This is a genomic window from Gelidibacter maritimus, from assembly GCF_014062315.1.
Lineage (GTDB): Bacteria > Bacteroidota > Bacteroidia > Flavobacteriales > Flavobacteriaceae > Gelidibacter > Gelidibacter maritimus.
On record NZ_JACGLT010000032.1, the window covers coordinates 6239 to 9358 of the forward strand.

At 36.7% G+C, this 3120-nt stretch carries 3 protein-coding genes; all 3 read left to right on the plus strand.

The features are described from left to right. Positions 1-121 precede the first annotated feature (121 nt). The 3 genes from H3Z82_RS19135 to ltrA all read left to right on the plus strand — a co-directional run bounded on the left by H3Z82_RS19135 (position 122) and on the right by ltrA (position 3033). The gene (locus H3Z82_RS19135) at positions 122-1093 is read left to right on the plus strand and encodes a hypothetical protein (RefSeq protein ID WP_182207084.1); all 972 of its coding nucleotides are present in this window, start codon (positions 122-124) and stop codon (positions 1091-1093) included. A gap of 396 nt (positions 1094-1489) precedes the next feature. Beyond that, a complete protein-coding gene (locus H3Z82_RS19140) occupies positions 1490-1630 on the plus strand; it encodes a hypothetical protein (protein ID WP_182202246.1) in 141 nt (46 codons plus the stop codon). Between the two features lie 140 nt (positions 1631-1770). Then, complete coding sequence (gene ltrA / locus H3Z82_RS19145) at positions 1771-3033, plus strand: group II intron reverse transcriptase/maturase (protein ID WP_182202247.1); 1263 nt, start codon at positions 1771-1773, stop codon at positions 3031-3033. The last annotated feature ends 87 nt before the right edge of the window (positions 3034-3120 follow it).

The window sequence follows — 3120 nt, forward strand, 5'->3', positions numbered from 1 at the left end:
TCGCCTACTTACGAAAATCCTCGCGGATTTTCTATTCGGTTTTTATTTGCTAAATTAGGTGCTTAAACACGCCACTAATCATACACAAAACCGTTGTATGCCATATAACCTAATCAAGAAAATGAATTATAAACATTTGACTTTTTTGCTTTTTTCAATCACGATATTGAGCTGTGGCAACCCATATTCTAAAGCAATTAATGAATTAAGAAACACGGAATTCCAAAATGATTCAGAATTATTAACTGCTAAAAAGGCGATTGGATTTATTGGACAAAATCAATTGGATAGCTTAAAGTCAATGTTTCCAGAAAAAATAATTGCTACCGCTTCAGACAGTATTTGGAGAGATTTAATGGAAAAAGGACAAAAAGCAATTTCTGAATCAAAATTCCCTTCTGATAGCCTTGTGCAAATTTCAAATACTATCAATATTTTAGAAAACAAAAAACAGACTTTTGCTAAATTGAGTTTTCCTTTTACAAATGATAAAAACTCTACAAAATTTATAAATATTATCACTTCAGGAAATCAACTTTACGGATTGGATGTTGGAGATTACCCTTTTGGTAGAAGAATCATCGAACCAGAACATTCAGAACCACATTTGACCAAACATAAAATTGAATATAACTCGATAAATTGGTTTAGAATATGGTATGGTAGCGGATTTAAGAAAAATGAGTTTGGAGATAACTATGGATATTACGCTGTTTCAGGTGATAAGGAAAAATTAGACAAAATAGAAATTGAACCAATCCTATCTGAAATATTTGAGCTTATAAATTCTGCAAAAATTGACTCGACAGATTTTAATTATCTGCGACCAGAACGAAATGGAGATTCGGAATATATCTACTTGCGATTTAAAATGCTTAATGAACCATATAATAACTTCGGAGAATTTGAAATATATTATACGTTAGAAGAAGAAAAGGGAAAACCCGAAGAATTATCTGATTTTATCACAGTCAAACACTCTAAAAAGACAAGATACCTTTATAAAAAATCTGATAATTTAAGACTTGTAGAAAAACTAAAAGAATTAACATATAAAGATTATGGACGTCATCAAGAAACAAGATGGCATTAAAAAAATACGGCATACAACAATGGCTATAAGTAATTGCTTATTCTTGCCTACTTCTGAAAATCCTCGCGGATTTTCAGTTTGGTGTGTACTTGCTAAGTTTCGTGCTAACCCACGCAACTACTCATAGTGTGCCAAGAATCAACCACGGCAATAAAAGGTTGAATGCTGTAAATAAGATGATGGTAGGTCCATCAGAGTCGTTGTATAGGCGATGGCTCTAAACCACCTAAAGGTGCTGCAATTAACAGTTGTGGTGCTGAGCGTTTAGGAGAATCTAGTCCAAAGAGATTAGCAGGTACGAATAAAGGAGTTGAACGAAAGTGAACCATCGAAGAGGTGTCGAGAAGTTGCTATCCCCAGTCAAAAGCTACGAAGTATGATACGGAGTGAAAAGTAATGTTAGCAATAACATTAATTACAGAGGAAACCTATTTATTTTCTGTAAGGCTGGCGTCATTCAGATGGCAAGAACTTTATTCAGGCTTATTTACGGAACTTGGGAAACTGCATACAAATGGCAAGGGAAATGCACAATAAGAACAACTTAGAGGCAGAATACCGAAGTTGTATGCAGAGACAGATTAACCCGTAGTAGTGATGAAGTTTCTGTAATGGAAATGGAGCAAAGGGGTTAAGTTGTACAGTTGCATTTTACAAATCAACTTACAAAAGTGAGGATGAATTTATGGAATGAAACAAAATCAATACCGATAAGCCGCCAAATGGTTTGGGAGGCCTATCAAAAAGTGCGTTCCAACAAAGGGAGTGCTGGAGTGGATGCGATAGATATGCAAGAATTTGATGCCGATCGCAGAAGACACCTTTACAAACTTTGGAATCGTATGGCATCAGGGAGTTATTTTCCACCACCTGTCAAAGAAGTAGAGATATCCAAGAAAGACGGTTCTATCCGTAAATTAGGCATACCTACCATTAGCGACAGAGTTGGCCAAATGGTGGTCAAAATGTTTGTTGAACCAAGATTAGAGGCAGTATTCAGTCCCAATTCTTTCGGCTATCGACCAAAGAGAAATGCCCATCAGGCATTATCAAAGGTAAGAGAAAACTGTTGGAAACAAAACTGGGTCATTGACTTGGACATCAAAGGTTTCTTCGATAATATTGACCATAACAAACTGATGCTTGCCGTAGAGAAACACGTGCCCGAAAACTGGGTAAAACTCTATATCAAACGATGGCTGGAAGCACCCGTTATTACAATATCTGGAAAACGAATCCAAAAGCAAGGAAAAGGAACGCCACAGGGCGGAGTGATCAGCCCTTTACTGGCAAACCTCTTTCTACATTATGCTTTTGACAAATGGTTGGAACGGACAGATAAAAATGTAGTCTTCACACGTTATGCCGATGACGTGATACTACACTGTAATACAAAAGCCCACGCAGAAAAAGTACTTAATCTAGTGCATCAAAGAATGGCTTCGGTAGGATTGGAATTACATCCACAAAAGACAAAAATTGTCTATTGCCGAGACTACAGAAGAAAAGAAAAATACCCAACAATCAAATTTGATTTCCTGGGATATTCTTTTCAGCCCAGGACTGCCTTCTCTAAGAAAAAGAGGAAGCTGTTTTTAGGGTATGATTGTGCCATAAGTATTGGTTCAAGAAAACGAATCGCTGACAAGCTAGAAGAGCTCGGCGTAAACAAACTTACTTTTAAAAGCATCGTAGGAGTAGCCCAATATCTTAATCCAATAATCAGGGGATGGGTGCGGTACTATGGTAAATTTAAGATGTATGAACTTACAAAAGTCTTTCGGTTACTCAGTAAAAGATTGGTTTGGTGGGCAAGGAAAAGGTATAAGCGATATAAAACCAGTATTTCGAAAGGGTACCAATGGTTAGCAGAGGTTAGGAAACAATATCCAACACTGTTTTATCATTGGAACTTCAATCAAATAAATTGTATTGCTTAGATTTGTACAACAAGAGCCGTGTGAGGGGAGACTTTCAAGCACGGTTCTGTGAGAGGCTTAGGGTGAAACTCCCTTTGCCTACTCGAT

Coding starts and splice junctions, on each gene's coding strand:
- H3Z82_RS19140 (WP_182202246.1), top strand. CDS start 1,490: ATGTTAGCAATAACATTAATTACAGAGGAAACCTATTTATTTTCTGTA.
- H3Z82_RS19135 (WP_182207084.1), top strand. CDS start 122: ATGAATTATAAACATTTGACTTTTTTGCTTTTTTCAATCACGATATTG.
- ltrA (WP_182202247.1), top strand. CDS start 1,771: ATGAATTTATGGAATGAAACAAAATCAATACCGATAAGCCGCCAAATG.